Source organism: Roseovarius sp. AK1035 (assembly GCF_003288315.1).
Taxonomy (GTDB): domain Bacteria; phylum Pseudomonadota; class Alphaproteobacteria; order Rhodobacterales; family Rhodobacteraceae; genus Roseovarius; species Roseovarius mucosus_A.
On the sequence record NZ_CP030099.1, the window covers coordinates 1,858,466 to 1,881,446 of the forward strand.

At 56.9% G+C, this 22,981-nt stretch carries 10 protein-coding genes; 8 read left to right on the forward strand and 2 right to left on the reverse strand.

Annotation, left to right across the window (positions count from 1 at the left end; all coding sequences use genetic code 11):
- Positions 1-44: 44 nt before the first annotated feature.
- Entirely contained in the window at positions 45-1,073 is a 1,029-nt protein-coding gene (locus tag RAK1035_RS08835; RefSeq protein ID WP_037298055.1) for a threonine aldolase family protein, read from the forward strand.
- 387 nt (positions 1,074-1,460) lie between these two features.
- On the opposite strand, the gene RAK1035_RS08840 is transcribed toward RAK1035_RS08835, so the two are convergent.
- Positions 1,461-2,126, reverse strand: coding sequence for a response regulator transcription factor (locus RAK1035_RS08840; protein WP_008281735.1), 666 nt, complete (start codon positions 2,124-2,126; stop codon positions 1,461-1,463).
- A gap of 988 nt (positions 2,127-3,114) precedes the next feature.
- On the opposite strand from RAK1035_RS08840, the gene RAK1035_RS08845 reads away from it, so the two are divergent.
- From RAK1035_RS08845 to RAK1035_RS08860, 4 genes are all read left to right on the forward strand, one after another.
- Positions 3,115-3,735 (forward strand): hypothetical protein, encoded by a 621-nt coding sequence (locus RAK1035_RS08845; RefSeq protein WP_157132413.1) that lies wholly within the window; start codon positions 3,115-3,117, stop codon positions 3,733-3,735.
- Between the two features lie 476 nt (positions 3,736-4,211).
- Positions 4,212-4,427 (forward strand): hypothetical protein, encoded by a 216-nt coding sequence (locus RAK1035_RS08850; RefSeq protein ID WP_008281739.1) that lies wholly within the window; start codon positions 4,212-4,214, stop codon positions 4,425-4,427.
- A 788-nt stretch (positions 4,428-5,215) separates the two neighbouring features.
- Positions 5,216-5,857, forward strand: a complete 642-nt coding sequence (locus tag RAK1035_RS08855; RefSeq protein WP_008281740.1) for a hypothetical protein — start codon at positions 5,216-5,218, stop codon at positions 5,855-5,857.
- A 37-nt stretch (positions 5,858-5,894) separates the two neighbouring features.
- Entirely contained in the window at positions 5,895-7,073 is a 1,179-nt protein-coding gene (locus RAK1035_RS08860; protein ID WP_008281741.1) for an IS5-like element ISRssp10 family transposase, read from the forward strand.
- Between the two features lie 8 nt (positions 7,074-7,081).
- Here the strand turns inward: RAK1035_RS08860 and RAK1035_RS08865 are convergent, their stop codons facing one another.
- A complete protein-coding gene (locus RAK1035_RS08865) occupies positions 7,082-7,540 on the reverse strand; it encodes a hypothetical protein (RefSeq protein WP_008281742.1) in 459 nt (152 codons plus the stop codon).
- A 424-nt stretch (positions 7,541-7,964) separates the two neighbouring features.
- Here RAK1035_RS08865 and RAK1035_RS08870 point away from each other — a divergent pair, with 424 nt between their 5' ends.
- From RAK1035_RS08870 to RAK1035_RS08880, 3 genes are all read left to right on the forward strand, one after another.
- Complete coding sequence (locus RAK1035_RS08870; protein ID WP_008281743.1) at positions 7,965-17,102, forward strand: peroxidase family protein; 9,138 nt, start codon at positions 7,965-7,967, stop codon at positions 17,100-17,102.
- Positions 17,103-17,191: 89 nt separating this feature from the next.
- A complete protein-coding gene (locus RAK1035_RS08875) occupies positions 17,192-18,988 on the forward strand; it encodes a type I secretion system permease/ATPase (protein WP_008281744.1) in 1,797 nt (598 codons plus the stop codon).
- A gap of 491 nt (positions 18,989-19,479) precedes the next feature.
- Complete coding sequence (locus tag RAK1035_RS08880) at positions 19,480-22,974, forward strand: calcium-binding protein (RefSeq protein ID WP_162655207.1); 3,495 nt, start codon at positions 19,480-19,482, stop codon at positions 22,972-22,974.
- The last annotated feature ends 7 nt before the right edge of the window (positions 22,975-22,981 follow it).

A 22,981-nucleotide genomic window follows, 5' to 3' on the forward strand; every position in this document is an offset into this window, starting at 1 on the left:
ACGCTATGTACCGTCAAAATCTCTTCACCGAAATGGCGGGCTCAATGCACGATTTCTATTCCGACACACAATCCCGGCCAACGCGTGCCATGCGGGAAGCCGCCCTTGATACCCCGTTGGGCGACGAACGGCACGATGCAGATCCATCAACGTTGGAGCTATGCGCGCGGGTCGCTGACATGCTTGGTATGGAAGCGGCAGTTTTTCTGCCTTCGGGTACGATGTGCAACGAGATCGCGATCGCGGTGCATACCAGCCCCGGTGACGAGGTGATTTGCACCCGTGAGAGCCATATCATCTTTGCTGAAAGTGGGGGGCCAGCCGCGCTTTCGGGCGTCATGATGCATCCGATTGATGGCAAGCGCGGAATGTTGACGCAAGAACAGCTGAGCGACGCCATCCGCCCACGCTCCGCCCATGCCCCACGCAGCCGCCTTTTGGTTGCCGAGCAGACCGCAAACCTTGCGGGCGGTGCGATTTGGCCGCTGGACCAGTTGAATACCGTGGCCTCGGCCGCGAAAGCGGCGGGGCTTGCGACACATCTCGATGGGGCACGGCTTTTGAATGCTCAGGTCGCAACCGGCATTCCCGCACGCGATTTTGCGCGCGGATTTGACAGCGCGTGGATCGCCTTCACCAAAGGGCTCGGTTGTCCGGTCGGGGCAGTGCTCGCAGGCTCAAGGGGCTTTGTGGAAGAGGCGTGGCTCCTGAAACGGCGTTGGGGCGGTGCCATGCGCCAGACTGGTGTCTTGACCGCCATGTGTCTTTACGCGCTTGATCACCATGTCGAACGCTTGGCAGAGGATCATTTGCTCGCGCAATCCATTGCCGCGCGCCTTGCGGATCTTCCGATAATTGCCAGCGTGATGCCGGTCGAGACGAACATCGTGATCGCCGATCTTGACCCACAGGCGCCGGATGCCCGTGAAACATCGCGGCTATTGCGGGAAAAGAACGTGACAGTGACCGTTGTCGGGAATAGACGCATACGTATGGTGACGCATCTCGATGTTGGGCCCATGGACGCGGACGCTCTGATATCGGCATTGGGCGCGATTTCGCGGGGCAGATGAGTAAACTGACAGTTTCCGTGTCATGAGGGCGTCAACGGGTGTCGTCGACTGGCCGCGTTCGAAGAATGCCGCGCATGCATCGTGTCCGACCCTGCCCGTGCACCTCGCGCGGGCTTTGTCGTTTCTGATGACGCCAAAGCCATAACACCCGCAAGCCCGCCAAGGCCTTCACTGTAGCGACCGCCCTGATGCTGCCGCAGGAGGCGTATATTGATACTGATCTGGCCGTAAACCTGTCTGGCGCTGCTGGGATCACTGGCCTTCGGGCACCGCACGGCGGGGGGCGGCTGCGCTCCTCTGATTGCATCGCCCAATGAGACCATGCTCCGGATGAGCGCCCAGAACCCCCCTACGCCTAAGCCGTAGAAGCAGGAGACTAGAATGACCTCAGATTATACCGAGTTGTTTTGCTCTGACGGCGGCGCTTGCCCGATTGGTTGCACCCAATATCATGCAGATTTTCCGAACATAGGATTTAACGCTAACCTCTGACACTTGGATCATCCAGGCTATTTCCTTGTTCGTTTTGCCCTCTGCGATTTTACTTAGCACCAGCAAATCACGTTCCGTGAATGACTCCGTGCTTCCTTTGGCACTAGGCTCATTCTGAGACGCGCGAACAAAAACCTCGCCAGTGGACACGAGGCGTATGGCGCTTTCGAGAGATTTGAGCGGTAGGCTTTTGGGGATCAAGCCCATACACCCAAGCTCTAACGCCGCGTTAAGATCATGGGGATTAGCGGTTCCGGAGAAAAGAACGACGGCTCCCGGCTCATTAAGCTTTATAATCGACGCAATGCTATCCATGCCCTTCATGTCTGGCATGACGAGATCAAGTAGCACGACGTCAATAGGCCCATTTTCTTTGATAAAACTTTCTGCCTCTTGGAAAGAGTTGCACAAGGCGACGTTGAAATCGCTTGAGCTTGATAAGAAGTTTGCGACTGCTTCTGACACTAGCTTGTGGTCATCGACCACTAGAATGGACAGCGTCGGCTCTTCCTGATTGTTCATCGTGTTCTCTTCTCGGTTTTCTAAACCTTCAGCTGACATCTTAGTCTGCTAAAGCATTTGGATGTGCCTCAACATCTTTAGGCTCATCTTCGAGCCTTTAAACACACAGCAAAACCTGGAGATCAAACTAACCTCGGTGCCTCGACAAATATCTTTTGGTAAGGCGTCGGGTTCCGGGGGACGGTAAATACGGAAACAGCACAGCGAAAGCACAAAAGTTCGCGCGCGGGGGCTCTGCGGTCACAATACAACTCGTATTATACAATACATTGTAATCCGCAACAGACACCGAACAAGAAAAAATACCCCAAAGATTGAGAGTTTGGGGTGCGTCTCGTCTATATCCAGTTGCCGTTGCCATAGTTGGGGTGGGGTAGCCTTTGATCTTGCCTCTGCGTCATTTGGGCCGCACCGTCTGGATTGTGGCCCGACTTAACTCTCTCCTAAGGTCGCTAACGGCGACCACGGGGACGCTTTTAGAGCCGCCGCCTTACCTTCTCATCCCAACAAAAAGACCACGCCGTTTCCGGCGTGGCCAAGTTGCATGTGGCGAGGCTCATGAGCAATCTTGCCTGAATTGTTGCAGGTACGACAATTCATCTCACACGCAACTTCAGCATGTCTGACTGTCGCGCCACGCCGCAAATCATCCTCCGGTCGCGGGTCTGACTTTTTGTATAGCGTGATATCAAACCGCTGAGGTTCGGAGCGCAGAATGTAACCTGAAGTGTCAAAGGATAGGATCGGGCAATGGGAGCGTCTGTCTAGGCGGTGTGTTTTCTCAGATGACCTTAACCCATGAGCACGCAGTTTTTGCCGCTCGGCTGGTAAGGTGGGCCCTCGCTCTCTGGGTGCGCCATGATGCATCGCTGCGGAAAAAGGCGCGTAAGCATGGTCATGCCCCGCGCTTTTGCGCCAATGGTGCCGAATTGCACGTCTTTTGATCCCAAAGTTATCTACCTGAAGGCAGCGCCCTGCGTCATCATCCGGGTCGGTGTTACCCACTCCGTGCTTGAGGATGATTGCGATGAATAAGCAAACGGCTGCCCCTTTTTCTCGTGATTTCGGGCGCGCCCGGCATCGGGTCAAGGTTGGCTCTGCCTCTGACGGCGCGCAAATATTTAGTTTCCGAGATGCTTTAGATCAGAAACTTGAGCAGCGGCTCTTTCATGAATGCGAGCTTCGCGAAGGTCACGCAGAGCACGGCACAATACCAAAGGGAGCAAAGGAAATGGCACCTGAGGGCGCTTTTGTTACCCGCCAAGTTCTGTTTTTCGCACAGCCCTGTTTCAACACGCAAAACGTTGAACGCTGGTTAGAAGGCATGTTTGATTTGCGTGTCATGGTCCCAAGGAACACCACATTCTATCATGAGTGGCTGTTTCGTTACGCGACCGAGGCTGGTCTGATTATCATCGATAAAGACAGTTTTGGGGGTGAGCAGTCTTCTTTCCAACGTTTCGCAAAAATTGCGCGCGAGATGTGTGAAGAGGTGCCGATGATTGTCCTGTCTAGGGATTTTCGGGTCAACGATTTCGATTTGTCTTGGAGTGATAACTGGGATGTTTCCCTGCAGAGCCCGGTCTCTCAGCACACGCTGGGCTTGGCGATCGAAGTCGCATCTGACATTGCCATCAATGGTAGGTAGCGTTTTGCTTTTGATCCTTGTTTCCTAGAGATTTGGACGGGGCATCAAAACGTGGACACGGGTGTTGGGGTTACAGTAGCCAATGCTCGTTATTGCAGCGTCAGATTGCACAATTGCCCCAAGCCGCAAATCTGGCGCTGCAACTTTCTCTTTAGCTGAGTTGGGTTGGTCGACTTATAGCTCCTTTTTGGAGACTGTTATCGACTGCCGAAAGTGCGAGAGTTTAGGCAATTATTCGAAAGCCGAATGTGTGCAATTTGGCATCCCTGCAGGCTTGCACTCGGGCCTCAAGAATGCCTGCCTATCAGCCTTTCAAAGCCTAAAGGATTTTCACCAAACCTATACGAATGAGCATTCGAGATCGTGTTACAATGTGATCTACTCAAAATCCAGACTGCGACCTTTTGTACCGTTTGGGCATGTGTTTGGTTTGCCCTCGTCGATAGTAGAGGTCGGTTTTGATCGGAGATACATCAATGAGTGACCACGTTAAATTAAGCTACGATGAGTATCAGAAGTTTTCTCTCGGCTTAGAAAACCTGTTAAAAACCATTATAAAAATAGACGAAATTGTTCTTCCGCGTTCGATAGACGAAACTGCTCTTAACGAAATGGATGGCTTGGTTATTCACCTCAGAGAAGAGGCGAAGACCCTCCTTCAGGACTTTAACGCAAAACGGCATGTCAGATAAGCTAGGGTTGATCCACTGGCAAAACCTGGCTGACTGACGGCAGCGTTTTCCTGCGGTTAGTTCGATGTCTAACGGTCTTTCGCCGGTTGTGGGCGATTGCTTGCTTTGGCATGGCTTGCACCCGCGCGATGTGATCCAGCCCCACCGGCGTGCTCAGGGCCTTGGTGGTGTCTCTGCCCTGTGCGTGCACCCGGTTCAGGAATGCGCGCCACGCCCCAGCCTTCCGATCACATCAGCAACTCGCAATCCATTTCATAGATTCTCCTCGGGGCTCAAGCCTCTGGGATCGCGAAGTATCTGAACCCGGTGACAGCCGTTTCACTGATTTGTCTTCCAAATGGTCCGGGGACCACCCCGACGAGCGTTCTAAGATAAACAATGGCGTGGGATGCCGTGATCAATTGGTGCTTTTAACGAACTGATAGCCCTCAGCACCAAGGCCCCCAGTCGACCAAACTGAGAAGTACCCTCATCTTGGCGCAAGCCGATTGGCTATCGTAAGGTTCTTTTTCGCTTGAATGGCGGGGCGCGTACCACCTTTTGATGCCAGCTACGGTCCCACGAGGGGTCAAGAATGCCATAGCGGTACCAAAGGCCGACATATTGGTAAGGACAGCGGCATAAGATCCGGCTAGCCCTTTCCGAAAGTTCAATAAAAATCCTTTTATATTAGTGCTTTAGCTCTCTTTTTGCGGCATCCTGAAAGGGGTGCGGCCGGCGCTGATGCAAAACACTGATGCCAAAATTTCTCCATGGGTATGGAGAAATAAAACTTGTGCGAGGGCTCGATGATCAAGTTGGAACTTTTAAGAACGGGGGCGCTCGCGGGGTTGGCGGCATGTGCGCCCATTCTAGCACTCGCAAATGGCTATCTGGAAAATCGGCCTTGGCAATTTCAGACGACCACGGACCGTGCGAACAAAGCGGTGGTGCTCGATCTGATTGAAAGAAAAAAGGGCGGATTTTACGACGGGTTCACAACGAACATTCACAATGAAACCAACATCGGCTCGCAGATAAACTGCAACAATAATGCCAATGCAACCGGAAATATAGCCGACAACGGGCAGGCAGGACCGAACACCGAGTCGAATGGAACCCCATCCATATCCGCTGAGGGTATTGGCAATACCGATTCAGGCACTGCAGCAGATGACCCGTCTAGCAGCGGTTCGACAACACAGACGAGTGATCAGACGAACTCTGGTGAAGTTGTCGCAACGATCGGAAACAGCAGCATTGAAAACAGTTTCGGAGACGTGGCGAACGGTGTCACGGATCAGGCATTGAACAACACTCAAGATAACTCCGGTTCGCAGACCGCCGGAGTCGATGGCAGCACCGCCTGCAACATGGAGGGGTCTTCCGTAACCGGCACCGTTAACAGGCTGCTGAAAAAGTCGGCCCTCGACGCGGTTATGAGAACATGATTCACTTCCGGCATGGCAGCGGCAGCAGGAGGTGGCGATGCGTGGGACGGACGAGGCAAGCGGGTCGCTGTTCAGCTATGTTGATCTTGAGCAGCGGGTTCCGGATCGTCATCCGCTGCGGTTGATCCGTCGGGTCGTCAATGACGCGCTGGCCAGCCTGGATGCCGAGTTCGCCGCGCTCTACACCGATTTTGGCCGCCCCTCCATCGCGCCGGAGCGACTGATCCGTGCGAGCCTTCTTCAGCTCCTGTTCTCGATCCGCTCGGAACGGCAGCTGATGGAACAGATGAACTATAACCTGCTGTTTCGGTGGTTCGTCGGCCTTGGCATCGACGATCCGGTCTGGGTTCCTACGGTGTTTACCAAGAACCGCGATCGGCTGCTGACGACCGACATGTCGCGCAAGCTGATGGCGGCGATCCTGGCGCACCCGGAGGTCCGTCCGCTCCTCTCGGATGAACACTTCTCGGTAGACGGCACTTTGGTCAAGGCGTGGGCGTCCATGAAGAGCTTTCAGCCCAGGAACAGCGCGCCGCCACCGCATGACGATGATCCTGGCGGACCGCCACCACCGGCCGACGCGACCTTCGCAAACACCGAACCGCAGCCCCAGCAGACAGAAACGCAGCCGATGCCCGACACGCCCCGCCATATCCGCAACGCCGCAGTGAACTTCCGGGGCCAGAAGCGCTCGAACGCAACCCACATCTCTGTGACGGACCCCGATGCCCGTCTCTACAAGAAAGCACCGGGTGCCGCGGCGACATTGTGCTTCATGGGACATACGCTGATGGAGAACCGCAACGGGCTGATCGTGCAGGCCGATTTGACCCATGCCGATGGTTACGGCGAGCGCAAGGCGGCCCTCGAGATGATCAACCGACACTCCCCTGGCTCGACCCGGCGCCTGACGCTTGGAGCAGACAAGGGATATGACAGCGCCAACTTTGTTGCCGCACTCAGGCGCATGGTTGTGACGCCACATGTCGCGCAGAAGGCCCGGAGTTCCGCAATCGACGGGCGAACCACCCAGCATCCCGGTTATGCCTTGTCACAGCGGCGCCGGAAGAAGATCGAGGAACCCTTCGGCTGGGCCAAGACCGTGGGCGGCATGGCCCAGACTGTTCATCGCGGCCTCGACAGGGTCCGCGCCCAATTCACAATGACCATGGCAGCCTGCAATCTGGCCAGACTACCGAAACTCCTTGCCCCCTGACGAAGGGGTCAAACCCGACCCGGCGTCCGCAGTCGCAAAGAGCCACCTTCAAACCGTGGGGGAAGAATAACGTCCTTCAAGGCTGACTTCTTCAGCAGCCTGTTAAGTGTCGAGTACAGAAGTGCGCCGTCAAGTGCCCAGACTCGCATTACCAGATTTGGATTCTTCTCAGCAACGTAGCTGAAAGCCTGATCGGAACCGCGGCCTGAATTGCCGAGGCTCTCAAAATGGCTCAACGCCAGCGGCGCGAGCAAGTTGTCAATATAGGCGCTTCCAACCCGACCATGCGATTGAACCTGTAGCGAGCGGTATTCGAATATGATGAAGGCCCCGAGCGCACACATGACACCGATAACGATCACGGTGAAAATCGCTGCCAGAGGGCTGGGTGCCACATGGAACCAGCCCAGGATGGCGTTCGATGATTCTCTGGAATGATTCGGCGTTTGATTCTTGTTTTTGGGCATAATGACTTCTGGGGATGTTCGGGGCCACTTGGTTGCACGCAGCGCCGAATAGTAAAAAATTCATTCAAGTACGCCTATGCGCGCTTCAGGCGATTACCAATGATTAATCTATAGTTAACCAATTCCTACGCTACACGCCGCTGACCATTCAATGGACTTTGAGCCCAGTTTAATAGGGTCTTTGGTCTGAAAATTTCTTGAGCCTTGGTCCCAGTCATCCTGCGGGCTTTCGTGCTGGCGAAGCGAGAGACCTCTGCCCGTGGTGATAATTCGACAACGATGAGACCCTAATCAGGATACTTGGGGCTATTTATGTCATTTTCGTATTTCTGTTTTCCAGGTTCAGAACCTGGCTCCAAGGCATTGAGATAAAACAAAATCTGCTCGCGCAAACACTGCGGCGGGCCACATGGGGAGATGTGTCATGGCTGTCAAACTGAATATCGCGGACCTCGAGTTCTTTCTTCGGCAGGTCAAGATCAGCGAAGCGCATGCGAGCGGAACGCCGCTTACCGAAATCTATGTCGACGCTGACGGCAATGTCGTACCAGAAGGGACACCGGGCGCTGTTCTTGCTATTCCAGAGGCCCTTGTGCCCAACGGTCTGCGCACAGTCGACGGCAGATACAACAATCTGATTGAAGGACGCGAAACATGGGGCGCAGCGGATACTCCTATGCCGCGGCTTCTCAGCCAAACCTTCCTCAACGATCAGGATGGCGACGAGATGCCGCTTGGTGCGCCTGGCGGGCCGCTTGTCACCAACACGGACTATGGCGTGATCGGCACACCGTCGGGCACCAATGGAGGACATACCGGCAACGTCGCCGATGCCGATCCGCGGATCATCTCTAACCTCGTTGTAGATCAGAGTACGGCGAACCCGGCCGTGGTCGAGGCATGGTTTGCGAATGACGCCGCACTGGCGGCGTTCCACGAACGCTATGGCGAAGATGCAATTCCAATTCGTCCCGGCGAAGGCCCCGAGGCCTTGGAACTCTTGAACACAAGTTTCGAGGATCAACCGCTCCTTGATGGCGCACCCGGGGTTACGTCGAACCCGCTTGGCAATTTCACCACGACTGCGCCCAGTGATTGGACGATTACAGGAGGATCAGGCGGTCTATTTGCACCAGTGGACAGCGTAAGTTCAACCGCTGGTCATCCCGGTCCAAACGTTGCGTGGCTGACCGGTGGTGCCACACTGTCTCAGGACAGCGGCACTCTGACCGAGGGTGCGAGCTATCAACTGAGCCTGAGTGTCGGAGATCGCACCGATCAGGTTTGGTCCGGCGGCACCGCCCGCCTTGTTGCCGTAGGCGCTGGCGGCGTGACCACGGTCATTTCCTCTGTTACCCTGCCAGAACCCGCAGATGGGCAGTGGGCCGATCTGACGCTTAATTCAGGTCCGATCTCTGCGGGTCTTGCGGGCCAGACGCTGCGTGTCGAGATTCAGCAAACCGGCGGCTCGCAAGTGCTCGTGGACAATGTTGCGCTGTCGACCTCGAACGGCAACGAGATTGAGATCGACAACATCGACCTTGCAACGATTCCCAATATTGCGCCTGATGACGGCATCTCGGCCCCGTTCAATGCCTGGATGACTTTCTTCGGCCAGTTCTTCGACCATGGCCTTGATCTTATCACCAAGGGCGACAATGGAACGGTCTTTATTCCGCTACAAGCGGACGATCCGCTCGTTCTCGGGGCGGACGGCATTGCTGGAACTGCTGACGATCTTCCGAACCATCTGCGCTTTATGGCGCTCACCCGGTCGACGCCCGTTGACGGGCCCGGTGCGGATGGGGTGCTGGGTACAGCAGATGACACGCAGCATGAGGGGCAGAACACCACCACGCCCTTTGTTGATCAAAACCAGACCTACACGTCGCACGCCTCGCATCAGGTATTCCTGCGCGAGTATGCATTTGATACCAATGGCAACCCGGTCTCAACTGGCAAGCTTTTGGATGGCGCAAATGGCGGAATTCCAACCTGGGCGGAAGTGAAGGCGCAGGCGCGCGATCTTCTCGGGATTGAGCTGACCGATGGCGATGTCCTGAACATCCCACTTTTGCGGACTGATGACTATGGCGAATTCATTCGCGGTCCCAACGGCCTGCCTCAGATCGTGGTGGGTATTGGCGCGGATGGCATTCCGAATACTGCTGACGATGATGTGGTCGAAGGCAACTTGGCAGCCCCCGTAAACACATTCACGGCAGGCGCGATCCGCATCGGGCATGCGTTCTTGGATGATATCGCACATGCCGCAAATCCGTTCGACTCGCAAAGCGGTATGCTCAAAACTGCAGACGACGACACTGCGGTAGGTCTCTCCGATAGTGTCAGCACAGCCGGAACCTATGACAATGAACTGCTTGACCGCCATTTCGTCACCGGTGATGGCCGAGGTAACGAGAATATCGGCCTGACCGCGGTCCACCACGTCTTCCACTCCGAGCACAACCGTCAGGTTGTGGCCCAAAAGAAAACCATTCTGGAGTCGGGCGATATTGATTTTATCAACGAATGGCTTCTTGTCGATCTCGCGGCAGGCGACCCAATTCCAACCGATCCCACTGCGTTGACTTGGGATGGCGAACGCCTGTTCCAAGCAGGGCGCTTCGCGACCGAAATGCAGTATCAGCACCTTGTCTTCGAAGAGTTCGGGCGCAAGATCCACCCGAATATTGATCCCTTCGTCTTCAACGCGGTCACAGACATCAATCCGTCCATCTTTGCCGAATTTGCCAACGTTGTGTATCGGTTCGGACATTCAATGCTGACCGAGAACATGCCGCGTGTCTTGGTGAACGAGCTGACCGGCGAGGTCACTACTGACAACATGGGCCTGATCGCCGCCTTCCTCAATCCGGTGGCCTATGACAACGATGGCGCGATGAGCGCGGATGCGGCGGCAGCCGCCGTGATCCTTGGCATGACGACGGAACAGGGCAGTCAGATTGACGAATTCATTGTCCCCGCGCTGCGCAGCAATCTGCTCGGTCTGCCGCTTGACCTAGCCGCGATCAACATCGCGCGAGGCCGCGACACCGGTATTCCCTCATTCAACGATGCGCGGGCAGAGCTTTTTCAGCAGACCAATTCTGTTTGGCTGAAACCCTATGAAAACTGGGTCGAGTTGGCGGCCAACCTGAAGACTCCAATGACGATTGTGAACCTGCTGGCAGCCTATGGAACCCATTCGACAATCCTCGCGGCAAACACGCTTGAAGAGAAACGTGATGCCGCGTTTGATCTCGTGTTTGGCGGGGGGGGCGTGTCAGATGCCGATCGCTTTGACTTCCTGCTTGGGCGCAACGGTTGGACGTCTGACACCAATGGCCTGAATACGATTGATCTCTGGGTCGGTGGTCTGGCCGAAAGGATCATGCCGTTCGGCGGCATGCTTGGATCGACGTTCACCGCTATTTTCGAGGCGCAGATGGAGGCGCTTCAGGACGGAGACAGGTTCTATTATCTCACACGGACCCAAGGGCAGAACTTCCTCAACGAACTCGAAGAGAACTCGTTCTCGAAGATGCTTCTGGCCAACACCAGCTTGGCTGATCCGGGCGCAGACGGTATCCGCGGAACCGAAGACGACGTTGTGCGCCACCATATTGGTGTGGATTCCTTTGCGCGCTATGACTTTGTTCTAGAAGTCAATCAGGCCAACCAGTTGATTGACGATCCCGTAGGGAACGATCCGGTACTCGAAGGCCTTGGCATGGGCAAGGTCGTGCGGGATGATCCCACAACGAGCGAAGTCGAAACCAACTACATTCGCGTCACCGGCGGAGAGCATCTCGCGGTGGGCGGCACCAACGGGAATGACACGATCATCACCTCTGACGGTGACGACGGCATCTGGGGGGATGACGGCGACGATTTCATCGAGTCAGGGTTTGGCGTTGACCTTGTGAACGGCGGTGGGGGCAATGACATCATCCTCGACTCTGGGGATGAAGGCGACTTCCTCAAGGGGGAAGGTGGCGACGACGTTATGGCCTCTGCGAACGGGCTTGACGTTCTCATGGGCGGCACAGGCAAGGATGTCATCTTCCTCGGGGTCGACTCGTCAGAGGTGTTCGGGGGATCAGGCGACGATTTCATCATGGGTGGAGCCGGCGCTGACTTCCTGTTGGGCAACGAAGGTGACGACTGGATGGAAGCCGATGGCGGCTTTGACACGACAGCCGGTGATAACTCCGAACTGTTCTTCAATAGTAAGATTATCGGCCATGACGTTATGTTCGCGGGATCTGACGAGCATGATTTCGACGCCGAATCCGGTGACGACATCATGGTCCAAGGCGAGAGCGTGATGCGCAACGAGGGCATGTTCGGGTTTGACTGGGTCTCGTACAAGGGCGTGGCAATCGACGCATATGCCGATATGCGTATCAAGATTTTCACCACCGACGAGGAGGACATCCTGCGCAATCGCTTTGACAAGGTCGAAGGGTTGTCAGGGTGGCAGATGAACGACACGCTGATCGGTGACGACCGCGTTGCGCCCGGAACCGGAGAGGGCGCAGAAGCTGAACTCTTTAACGATGGGCTTGATCAGGCAGGCATTGACCGGATTGACGGCCTTTCAGATCTTGTCACGCTCTTGAACGGCGAAGAGTTCTGGGAAAATGGTAACATCATCATGGGTGGTGGTGGCTCTGACCTGATCACCGGCAATGGTGGCGACGATATCATCGACGGCGACCGCTGGCTAAATGTGCGCATTCGTATCACTGGCGATCCGACCGACGAGAATACCGCAGCGAACGAAATTGCGACGGTTGATACGCTTCGGCATATCTTTACCGAAGAGGATGGGGTGGATCCCGCTTGGGTGGGACAAAGCCTGTTCGAACTGCTGGTTTCGCGCACCATCGTGCCGGCCCAGATGAACATCGTGCGCGAAATTCTCGACGGTGGACAAGAGGATGACATCGACATCGCCGTGTTCAGCGATAACCGGGACCAGTACACGATCACCAACCTTGGCAACGATGTCTTTCAGGTGGAACATACCGGGTTTGGCACCAATCCTGCCATCCTGATCGACGACGGAATCGACACGCTCCACAACATAGAGCTGTTGCGCTTTGCGGATGGAGACTTTGCGCTTCCCCGGCCGGCGACAGGCATGCCTGTCATCAATGACCCGACCCCGACCAATGGCCAAGTCTCGCCAGTCGAGGGCCAACTTCTGACGGTGGATACGAGCGGCATCGCCGACGTGAATGGTCTTGGGGCCTTCAGCTTTCAGTGGCAGTTTCTTGATGGTGCGGTCTGGACCGACATTCCCGGTGCGACTGATGCGACGTTCACGCCGAATGACCCAAACTTCATTCAGCAGCTTTTGGGCGACATCAGCGAGATCGGTCGTCAACTTCGAGTCGAGGTAAGCTTTACTGACGGAGTCGGCACGCTCGAGACCGTGTATTCCGAGCCGACCCTTGCGGTGGCCGAGAATACTGGTGTGACGCTGAATGGAACAACATTTTCAAACAACTCCCTCAACGGTAGCGCTGGCAATGATTTGCTGACCGGTGTCAGCCCGTTCTTCGGAGTCGGCGGAAACGACACACTCAACGGCAACGGTGGCGACGATATCCTGAACGGACAGGCTGGTAATGACGTCTTGAACGGTGGAGCAGGCTTTGACCAGTTGGACGGCGGCGGCGGCGCTGATGTTCTCAACGGCGGCGCGGATGACGACATCATCATTGCTGGCGGTGGCACTGACACCATCATTCAGGCATCGACCGATGGGCGCGATGTGGTGGATGGCGGAACTGGCAACGACACCTTCCGCGTTCAAGGCAACGCCGAGGCTGAAACCTTCACTGTCTACGCCATGTCAGGTGGCCAGAACGCTGGCCTTGCTGCCAGCCTCGGGACGTCTTTCCTCGCATCGACCGAGATCGTGATCACGCGCACTGTCGGCACGACGACCACGGTGGTCGCCGAGTTGGACAACATTGAAGAGATCGCTGTCGACACACTCGCCGTGTCTGCAAATGACGGCAACGGCGTACCAAACGGCGGCGTTGTCGGCGGAGACACGGTCGCGATTGTTGGAAACTTTGTTCCAACGAGCCTTAACTTCAGCACAATCACCGTCAATGGCACGGCCGCCGACGACACTATCGATATATCTGCTCTGACATCGGCACACCGGATCGTGTTCCGAGGCGAGGGTGGCAACGACACGATCATTGGCACGCTGCGTCCACAAGACGTGATCGAACTGCCCGGGATCGGCGATCCGGTCGTGACTGTCAACGAAGACGGCATGGTCACGGTAAGCCGGGGTGGATCGAGTGTCACCTTTGACGGATCGAGCGGATTGCCCGGTATTGGGGGTGGTACAACGTCAGACGATGACGTCGCCGATGGGTCATTCTCGCTGAGCGCCCGCGATCTGGAAGGTTTGAAGAACCTCGTCAACGGCGAGTTGGCCTTTGACGGCGACGATGACACCGAAGAAGCCACCGGCGTCAGAACGCTGAGTGGTGAGGGCAACAATGAGGCCAATCCAGCGTATGGGGCGGCGGGTGAACCTTTCATCCGGTTGACCGAGGCACGTTACGGTGATCCGGATGAAAATGGGAACCGGCAGATCAACCCAATCTTTGATGGTCTCGATCCGCGTGCAATCTCTAACATTCTCGGCCCGCATGATGATACGACGGCCCCAAATGCAATGAATGCGAGTGCGCTTTTCATGGCCTTCGGTCAGTACTTCGACCACGGGCTCGACTTCATCGCCAAGAACCCCGCCTTCGGTACGATTGAAATCGGGGGGCCAGGTGCGGAACGCAGCCCGACATCTGACAATCCGGCTGACCTGACGCGCGCAGAAGTCGCGGGTTATGACGAAGACGGCGTGCCGCAACACACCAACATGACGTCGCCCTTCGTCGACCAAAACCAAGCCTATGGCAGCCATGAGCTTGTTGGCCAGTTCTTGCGCGAAAGTGATGGGGCACATGGGTTTGGCATGCGGCTTTTGGGGGGCGAGGCCGATCCTTCGGATCCGGCATTCACGCTCTTGCCAACGTTGCGCGATCTGATCCTGCACCATTGGGAGGCGGAAACATACTTTGAGGATCCAGGGTTGCCGGGTGGCGCGGCAAGGCTTCAGGACGTTTTCCCGGATCTGGTCGATGAGATCACCGGGGAGATTGACCCGGACATGGTGCAGGCGCTCGCTTCGGATTTCCTTGGCTCCGGGCAACCTCTACTGCTCGACGCCAATCCGTTCATCGACCTGCTTGACCACCGGATGGCGGGCGATGGCCGCGCGAACGAGAATTTCGCGCTGACATCGGTGCACACAGTCTGGGCGCGGAATCATAACTTCCACGTCGAGAATATGCTCGCGCAGGGATTTGAGGGAAGCGACGAGGAGATTTTCCAGGCTGCCAAGATGCTCAACGAGAGCGATTATCAGCGCGTTGTGTTCCAAGAGTTCGCGGACAAGCTTCTTGGCGGTTTGCGCAATGCAGACGGCGACAGAGAAGATCACGGCTGGGATGGCTACAATCCCGATGTGGACGCTCGGATCAGTCACGAGTTCGCGGCCGCAGCCTATCGCTTTGGTCACTCGCTGGTTGGAGAGAACCTACAGGTTCAGGGGCCAAATGGAGAACTTATTCAGGTGCCCCTGTACGACGCCTTCCTCAACCCGAGCAATGATCCGTCAGTTTTCAATGGCCCACTACCACAAGGTTACGTTCCCGCTCCTGGCTATGCACAATACGGCGTTGCAGCCATTATCGGCGGCACGGCGGTGCAAGCGGCGGAAGAAGTCGATCTAAAGATCGTTGAGGCGATCCGATCCGATCTTGTTCGGATCAATGCCGATCTCTTCTCTTTCAACGTCGCCCGTGGCTGGGATGTTGGACTTGGGACGATGAACCAAGTTCGCACTCAGCTTGCGGCTTCGACTGACCCCTATGTTTCCCAAGCTGTGGACATGGCGGGCGATCTGTCACCTTACAGCAGCTGGGCGGATTTCCAGGCGCGCAATGATGTGAGTGACGAAGATATGGCGCGGCTGATGGAAGCCTATCCAGATCTGGTTCTGGAAACGCCGGCTCAGATTGCTGCTTTTGTCGCGGTGAACCCGGACGTCGTGCTCGAAGACGGTGCGAACGGCGCCAAGATCGTCAAGGGTATCGACCGGGTCGATCTTTGGACCGGCGGACTTGCTGAAAAGCACGTCAATGGAGGTATGGTTGGTCAGACTTTCTGGGTCGTGCTCCACGAACAGCTCGACCGCCTGCAAGAGGGCGACCGGTTCTACTACATCGACCGGTTTGACAACTTCGACTTCTATCAGGAGTTCGGAGAGGACACGACCTTTGCCAGCATTGTCGCTCGAAACACCAGCCTTACGGATATCGACAACAACCTCTTCGATGCCAACGGTATCGACGACGATGATGACAACGCCACAGAGGATGACAACGCCACAGAGGATGACAACGCCACAGAGGATGACGACGACACTGCCGGTGGCGATGATGACAACGCCACAGACGGTGACGATGACACTGCCGGTGGCGATGAGGACAACGCCACAGACGGTGACGACGACACTGCCGATGGCGATGAGGATACCGCCAGTGACGACCAAGACGATACTGCCGGTGACAACGACACCGAAGGCGACGAGGACGACGACGAGCCTGAAGACAATGACAGCAACGTCACCCCGCCGCTTGCAGCGTCAGGCAATGTGATTGGAACGGCGGCTGCCGACGCGCTCTTTGGCGGTGCCGAAGGGGACAATATCCTGGCCTTGGCTGGACGTGACATGATCTTTGCTGGCGACGGTGACGACAATGTTCTGGCGGGCAGCGGACGGGACATGATCTTTGGCGATGGCGGCAATGACAGGCTCTTCGGTGAAGGCGGTGACGATTTCATCGAGGGCGGGGCTGGCAATGACTTCGTCGTAGGGGGTGCCGGTGCTGATCTGTTCGTGGCGACAATGAATGACGGTGACGACGTTTATTACGGCGATGACGTAACGGGCGGATCAGGTTCCGATACGCTCGACATGTCGCAGATCACAGCAGATACCAGTGTCGATCTTGGAAGCGCCTCCGGTGGAAGAGGATATGCGTCAAGTGCCCAATCTGGGAACGACGTGTTGTGGAGTATCGAGAGCTTCATCGGGGGGGCAGGGAACGATACCATCACCGCAGGCAGTGCGCAAAACGAGATGGACGGCGGCGTGGGCAATGATGTCTATCGCTTTCTGTCAGCCTCGGATGCCGATGGTGATACGATCAGCTCCTTTGAACCCGGCGACAAGATCGACCTTTCTCAGATCGACGCGAACGGTTCTGGGCCTGGCAAGGGCACCTTCACACTCGTCTCTGAGGCCTTTTCGGGCGGCGGTCAGATTCTCGTGACCCACGAGACCGGTGCGAATGGTGATGTGACCGTAATTCAGGGCAACATCGAAGGAGATAACGGGCCTGATTTCAGCATTTCGATACGGGGACGCCACGATCTGACTCAGGACGATTTTCAGCTCTGAGTCAGGCTGACAATAGCTCCGGGCGGGTCTTGTCCTGCCCGGAGTGATTGGCTCGGTCATATTTCATTTTTCAGACGCGAGAGCACATCATGGCAAATCAAAAGAACACGTCCGGGAATGCGGCAGCCAAAGCGCTCGGTAGTATCAAGGGATTGATTGTTTTTCTGCTCCTGCTTTCAGGGGTCATCAATATTCTGGCATTGACCGGCGCTTTCTACATGCTCCAGATCTATGACCGAGCGCTGGTCAGCGGGAGCATCCCGACGCTTGTCGCAATTTCTTTTCTGGCAATTGGGCTTTATCTCTTTCAAGGCGTCTTCGACGTCATTCGCACCCAAATTCTCATTCGTGTCGGCGCGCGGCTGGACCGTCGATTGGCACCCGTCGCGCATCAATTGGTCGTCGACATGCCCCGCCTGGGATATTCCACCTCCGAGGCGCTCGAACGCGGTCGAGATGTCGATACACTGCGTGGTTTCTTCGGGTCTCAGGGACCGATTGCATTGTTTGACCTGCCTTGGATGCCGATTTTTCTCGCATTCGTCTACTTCCTGCACCCAATGTTGGGTGCCCTGACGATTGGTGGCGCATTTACTCTGGCTACACTCGCGATCGCGGCAGAATTGCGGACACGGAGTTGGAGCAGTTCCACCGTGTCAGCGACGATTGAGCGCAATGCAATCGCGGATTCGAACGCACGCAACGCCGAGGTTTTGAAGGCGATGGGCTTTGCGTCGCGCGCCGTTGCGCGTTTCTCAGCCGCCAATGATCGGCATTTGGAACTGCAAACTCGCACCAGTGACATATCAGGCACCTATAGTGCCATTTCGCGGGTGCTTCGGATGTTGTTGCAGTCGTCGATCCTCGGGCTTGCGGCTTATCTCACCATTCGCGGTGAATTGTCGGCCGGGGCTATCATTGCGGCAACCATTGCGTCGGCTCGTGCCATGGCTCCGATAGATCTAGCGATTGGAAATGCAAAGAATATGGAATCTGCGCGCACGTCATGGCGTCGCCTGCGGAACACTGTCGAAGTGCTCGAAAATCAACCCAAGCCGATGTGGCTGCCGGGACCGAAGTATAACCTGAAAGTGGAGGGCATGACTGTCGCTGCGCCAGCAACCGGAAGAGTTTTGCTCAGCGACATCACCTTTGAGGCTGCGGCAGGACAAGCTGTCGGATTCATTGGGCCGAGTGGTGGCGGAAAGACCACGCTGGCCCGCGCATTGACCGGTATCTGGCCCCCGTTGCGGGGATCAGTGCGACTGGACAGTGCCGAGTTGACGCAATGGAGTGACGACGACCGCGGGGCGCATATCGGATACATGCCTCAGGATGTCGCCCTGCTCGACGCGACGGTTGAAGAGAACATCGCGCGTCTTGCTGAAACGCCTGACCCAGAGGCGATCGTTGCTGCTGCACGCGCCGCAAATGTGCATGAGATGCTTGTGCGGCTTCCAGACGGATACCGGACATACCTAGGACCGATGGGCACGTCGATTTCGGGCGGACAGCGGCAGCGTCTGGGATTGGCGCGTGCGCTCTACAAATCACCGTTCTTGGTCGTGCTGGACGAGCCTAATGCGCATCTTGACCCCGAAGGAGAGGCCGCTCTTACCGCGGCCATTGAGGGGGTCAAAAAGCGCGGCGGCATCGTTGTGCTGATCGCTCACCGACCATCAGCGCTTCAGGCATGTGACCTGATTGGCGTGATCCAGGCTGGAAAGCTGACCGCATTCGGTCCACGAGAGCAAATTCTGAACCCGAAACCTGTTTCGGTTGCCAGCGCAACCAAGCCTTCTGTGGCCTCAGAACGGCATTCGACAGAGACACCTGTCGAATGCCACATGTTGGATGAGGGACGCAAGGCGAAGAAGGGAGGCTGATCGTGATTGATGTCAAAAGTTTCCGCTCCGCAACGACCGCGCAATCGGACCCCGCCGACCCCTTGGGATTGGAACACCCCGAACGCAGTCAAACCAAGCTCCTCAGCGGCTGGTTCGCCGGTCTCCTAGGCTTGGGCCTCTACCTTCGCTCTTTTCTATGGTCAGACCAACATGTTGCTGCCGTGGCAGAAGACGAACCGCCGGAAGAAGACAGCAAAGATATCACTGAAAGCCGTAACACTTCGGGGCTGGCGCTACATGAAAATGCCCCTGATGACAGCGTTGGAGGACCCGGGGACTCTTGGGTTGAAGAAGGACCAACGATCGTTTCATTCCGATATCCGGTGGTTTTAGGCCGCTTTGAGAGCATGTTCATTGAACCGCTGCCAGACTTGGTTTTTGGCACCGAGATTACACGCGTCACGGCGAACACCATTCTTCCGCCGTTCAACTTGTTCCCAGGCATAAACAAGTTTCCCCAAGACAACGGTGTGGAACCGGGGTCTCCACCCTTCATCCCCGATCCAAGCAACGAGACGGAACCGGACGATCCTCCGACAGTGGCAGAGGAAGAAAACCCTGATCAAAATGAGACCGATCCAGAACAGGATCGCAACCGTGGCCCGCGCAACTCAAGCGCCGTTTACCTTGGGGATCTCGGCAGCGGTGCCGTCCTCGCTATTTCCCTGGCTCATCTTCTGTCTGAGACAAAGGATCACGATGGCGATCTTCTGGGGGTTTCAATCAACGGCAGCACTGTCGGTCATATGGACCCCAAAGGCGATGGCTGGCTCTATTTCGCAGATACAGATGCTTTGGGCGAGGTCCAAATCAAATACTCGATCACTGACGGCGCGCTCAGCATTGATCAGACTGCAATTTTGAACGTAATCGAAAACGTCTTTACGGGGACTGATGGCGAAGACCTGATCGTTGGCACGCGAGGGCGCGATGCAATTTTTGGATTGAACGATGACGATAATCTAGCCGGGTTTGGCGGGCGTGACAGAATTTACGGTGGCGCAGGTGATGACAATATTTCCGGCGGCGACGGCGACGATAGCCTATTTGGCAACGATGGTGATGACCTCATTGCCGGAGGAGATGGCGACGATTGGATCTCAGGCGGTGCGGGCGACGATCGTCTCTTTGGCGAGGGCGGCAACGACGTGATCTACGGAGACGCTGGCCATGACGAAATTTACGGTGGCGACGGCGAGGACAAGATTTTCGGCGGCACCGGCGACGATACCGTCAAGGCGGGTGATGGCGATGACGAGGTGCGCGGGGGAGCAGACGACGACATCCTCCACGGAGACGCTGGCAATGACCATCTCGATGGCGGAAGAGGAAAGGACCAGATCCTTGGCGGCACTGGCGATGATACCGTCATGGCGGGGGCCGGTGATGATGAAGCATGGGGCGAGGATGGCGACGACTTGATCCATGGGGATGCAGGCGATGACGCTCTCGACGGCGGATTGGGCGACGATCAAATCTTTGGCGGCACCGGCGATGATACCGTCGTTGCGGGGGCCGATGATGATGCAGCATGGGGCGAGGATGGCGACGACCTGATCCATGGCAACGCAGGCGATGATGTCCTCGACGGCGGATTAGGCGACGACCAAATCCTTGGCGGCACCGGCGACGATACCGTCGTTGCGGGGGCCGGTGATGATGAAGCATGGGGCGAGGACGGTGACGACCTGATCCATGGGGATGCAGGCGATGATGTCCTCGAAGGCGGTGTGGGCGACGATCAGATTTTTGGTGGCACCGGCGACGATACCGTCGTTGCGGGGGCCGGTGATGATGAAGCGTGGGGCGAGGATGGCGACGACTTGATCCATGGGGATGCAGGCGATGATGTCCTCGACGGCGGGGCAGGCGACGACGAGATCCTTGGCGGCATCGGCGACGATACCGTCGTTGCGGGGGCCGGTGATGACGAAGCGTGGGGCGAGGATGGCGACGACTTGATCCATGGCGACGCGGGCGATGATGTCCTCGATGCCGGATTGGGCGACGACGAGATCCTTGGCGGCATCGGCGATGATACCGTCGTTGCGGGGGCCGGTGATGATGAAGCATGGGGCGAGGATGGCGACGACCTGATCCATGGGGATGCAGGCGATGACGCCCTCGATGGCGGGGCGGGCGATGACCAGATCCTTGGCGGCACTGGCGATGATACCGTCGTTGCGGGGGCCGGTGATGACGACGTGCAGGGCGAGGATGGCGACGACTTGATCCATGGCGACGCGGGCGATGATGTCCTCGATGGCGGGGCGGGCGACGACCAGATTTTTGGTGGCACCGGCGATGATACCGTCGTTGCGGGGGCCGGTGATGATGAAGCGTGGGGCGAGGACGGCGACGACCTCATCCATGGCAACGCAGGCGATGACGCCCTCGACGGCGGGGCGGGCGATGACCAGATCCTTGGCGGCACTGGCGATGATACCGTCGTTGCGGGGGCCGGTGAGGATGAAGCGTGGGGCGAGGACGGCGACGACCTCATCCATGGCAACGCAGGCGATGACGCCCTCGACGGCGGATTGGGCGACGATCAAATCTTTGGCGGCACCGGTGATGATACCGTCGTTGCGGGGGCCGGTGATGACCAAGCGTGGGGCGAGGACGGCGACGACTTGATCCATGGGGATGCAGGCGATGACGCCCTCGACGGCGGATTGGGCGACGATCAAATCTTTGGCGGCACCGGTGATGATACCGTCGTTGCGGGGGCCGGTGATGACCAAGCGTGGGGCGAGGACGGCGACGACTTGATCCATGGGGATGCAGGCGATGACGCCCTCGACGGCGGATTGGGCGACGATCAAATCTTTGGCGGCACCGGCGATGATACCGTCGTTGCGGGGGCCGGTGATGATGAAGCGTGGGGCGAGGACGGCGACGACCTCATCCATGGCAACGCAGGCGATGATGTCCTCGACGGCGGGGCGGGCGACGACCAGATCCTTGGCGGCACTGGCGATGATACCGTCGTTGCGGGGGCCGGTGATGACGACGTGCAGGGAGAGGATGGCGACGACCTAATCCATGGCAACGCAGGCGATGATGTCCTCGACGGCGGAGTGGGCGACGACGAGATCCTTGGTGGCACCGGCGATGACGCCTTGTCAGGGGGCACCGGTGATGATCAGCTTGCAGGCGACAGTGGCGACGATGTGATTTTCTCAGACGAAGGCGACGACATATCCCACGGCGGAGCTGGCAATGATGTGCTGTTCGGAGGAGACGGAGACGACCTTCTGGATGGTGGAGATGACGACGACATTGTATCTGGCGATGCGGGTCAGGATAGCCTCTATGGGGGTGACGGCAACGACATCCTCTCGGGAGGGGCAGACGAAGATACTGTCTTGGGTGGGGCGGGTGATGACATTGTCGTAGCCGACGATGATAGCGCCTCCGATACTTATTCCGGTGACGCGGGCCACGATCAACTGAACTATTCCGGCGCGACAGACGGTGTCGAACTTGATCTGATCACGGGTATGGCCTCTGGCGAGAGCATCGGTGACGACAGTTTCTCCGGGTTCGAGGACTATGTCGGCTCCACAGGCGACGACCATTTCCGCGCAGGGTCTGGTCAGGCATCCCTGACAGGCAACGGCGGGTCAGACCTATACAATTTTGTACAGGGCGATACCGTTGATATCATCAGGTCAGTTTATCAGATCAATGATTTCAATAGCGATGACCGGATCTGGATTGGCTCGGGCTCGAGTCATCGGGAAATCCGCAAAGCGCAGAAATCCCTTGAGGAACGTATCGAGGATGACTTGGATGATTATGCCGACGCGCTCGATGTGGATGAACCCCGGCTGACCTATTACCACGATTGGACCGACGATTATCGCCGAACCGTCGTAGAGGTCGATTTTAATCGCGACAGGATCATTGATCTAGAGTTGCGGATCGAGGGTGACCACATCCTCTTGATTGAACACGCCTGACGCGCTG